The following is a 1,970-nucleotide window of genomic DNA, read 5'->3' as shown; positions in this document are numbered from 1 at the left end:
ATCCTGTTCCAGCAAGCCCTGGCGTTTCAGGCAGCGACCTACACGCTGGCTGATCAACTGAACCAGATCCTCCAACTCGCTCTTGTCCGGTGCTTTGACGCGGCGAAATCGGGGTGGTCGATTGTTGCGATACACATAGACACCATCCAGAAACAGGAGCATGTATTGCGTGAAAAGTATGACTTTGTGATGGTTGAATTGAGCTGCTTTGAATCAGTAAGTTTTGATAAAATTGATGGCTTTTAATCCCTCAGAAAACCATGAAAATTCCAAATTCTGAACGTTTAAGTTACGCCTTGATTAGCCCAGAAGATGCCGATTTGTTGTATGAATTGGACCAAGATGTTGAGGTGATGCGGTACATCAATGGCGGCAAGGTATCGACCAGGCAAGACATTCAGGAAGTGATGCTACCGCGCCTGGCAAAATACGCCAACCCGGAAAGAGGGTGGGGCTTGTGGAAACTCACCACCATCAGTAAGCAACAATTCATTGGTTGGGTTTTGGTCAGACCCATGCATTTTTTCAGTGACGATCCACAATGGCACGACTGGGAGTTGGGCTGGCGCTTAAAACGTGTGGCTTGGGGACAGGGTTTTGCCACTGAAGCAGCCAAGCATGTGATGGCAGCCTTGGCTCGTTCACAAGACATGACGTGCTTTTCTGCCATTGCCATGCCAGGTAACAAAGCATCGATCTACATCATGGAAAAATTGGGCATGAGCTACCAAAAGACCGACATCTACCGCGACCCTTTGGGTGATGAAGAAGTGGTGTTTTATTCGGTCAAACTTTGATCAAACTGCCACCGGCAATTGAAACGAAAACTGGGTGCCTCTTTCCAACTTGCTGACCACCCTGATTTTGGCTTGGTGCAAATCCAGGATCTTTTTAACAATGGCCAGACCAAGCCCCGATGAACTCTTGCTGTGTTGTGAAGAGTTTTCTGCCCGGTACAGGCGATCAAATATAAATGGCAGTTCCTGTTTGCTGATACCCCGGCCGGTGTCGCGAATGATGATTTTGAATTGGCCATCTTGTTGAGCCAATTTCAAGATCACTTTACCATCAGCTGGGGTGTGCTTGATGGCATTGCTGATTAAATTTTCCAACACCCGTTGCATCAGTCCAATGTCTGCTTTGACATCTGTGTTGCCGTCTAACAAGTCGACTTTGAGGTCAACATTTTTTTGTTCAGCCATCATTTTGAATTCCATGCTGACGTCCTGCATCAGCTCTGACATGGAAAAGGCCTCGATGCTGGGCTTAACTGCCAATGAATCCAATTTTGATAATTCGAACAGGTCGTTGACCAAATCATTCAAGCGAACGCAATGCTTACTGGCGGTAGCCAAGTACTCATTTTTTTCAGTTTCATCCAGCGCTTGCTTCTTGATCAGCAAGGTATCCAGATAACCCTGAATGGATGCCAATGGCGTGCGTAAGTCATGCGACACATTGGTGATCAAATCCCGCCGATTCTGATCGGCTGCTTGGATTTGTTTCATTTGTTGATGGATTTGTTGGCCCATTTGATTGAAAGCGGCTTCTAATATTCAGGGCGTGTAGTAATTCACCTCCCATAGAAACTCACCTTGGCATGCCGCGCCTGCGCACTCGGCGGGCGAGAATGTGGAGTTCATTAAGACGTATGAAGTGATTTTGGTAATGTCTACCGAAGGTGATTCGTACACCTCTACTTTCTTCGCGTGTCCCGATTCTGAAACCGTGACAATTGCAAACACCCTACCTCTCGGCCAGGAGAGCACACGCCCTCTTGCCGGGTCTCTGATTTCTTGGGCTACTACACCTAAGTCATGAATAGGGAACGGCGGAGTCTCATCATCGGGCATCCCCTCATAATGGGCCGTTTTATAACGACGCTGTTCCTCGGACGAGAACTCCGAGAAGTTTCTGTCCAGGGGCCAAGGCGAACGGGCGCCAACCGTCGCTATCCTTGAACCGAGTTT

Annotated in this window: 3 protein-coding genes; 2 read left to right on the top strand and 1 reads right to left on the bottom strand. The window is 48.1% G+C overall.

Annotated features, from left to right (window positions below; all coding sequences use genetic code 11):
- Together HRU21_13190 and HRU21_13185 are read left to right on the top strand one after the other, a co-directional pair.
- Nucleotides 1-246 (top strand): hypothetical protein (locus HRU21_13190; GenBank protein ID NRA43242.1); only part of this gene is annotated, 246 nt, incomplete at its 5' end.
- A 14-nt stretch (nt 247-260) separates the two neighbouring features.
- Entirely contained in the window at nt 261-797 is a 537-nt protein-coding gene (locus HRU21_13185; protein NRA43241.1) for a GNAT family N-acetyltransferase, read from the top strand.
- Here the strand turns inward: HRU21_13185 and HRU21_13180 are convergent, their stop codons facing one another.
- A complete protein-coding gene (locus tag HRU21_13180) occupies nt 798-1,532 on the bottom strand; it encodes a hypothetical protein (GenBank protein NRA43240.1) in 735 nt (244 codons plus the stop codon). It abuts the gene before it with no gap.
- Nucleotides 1,533-1,970: the final 438 nt, after the last annotated feature.

This window comes from Pseudomonadales bacterium (genome assembly GCA_013215025.1).
Taxonomy (GTDB): Bacteria; Pseudomonadota; Gammaproteobacteria; order Pseudomonadales; family DT-91; genus DT-91.
This window is presented reverse-complemented; position numbering and strand designations above follow the sequence as displayed.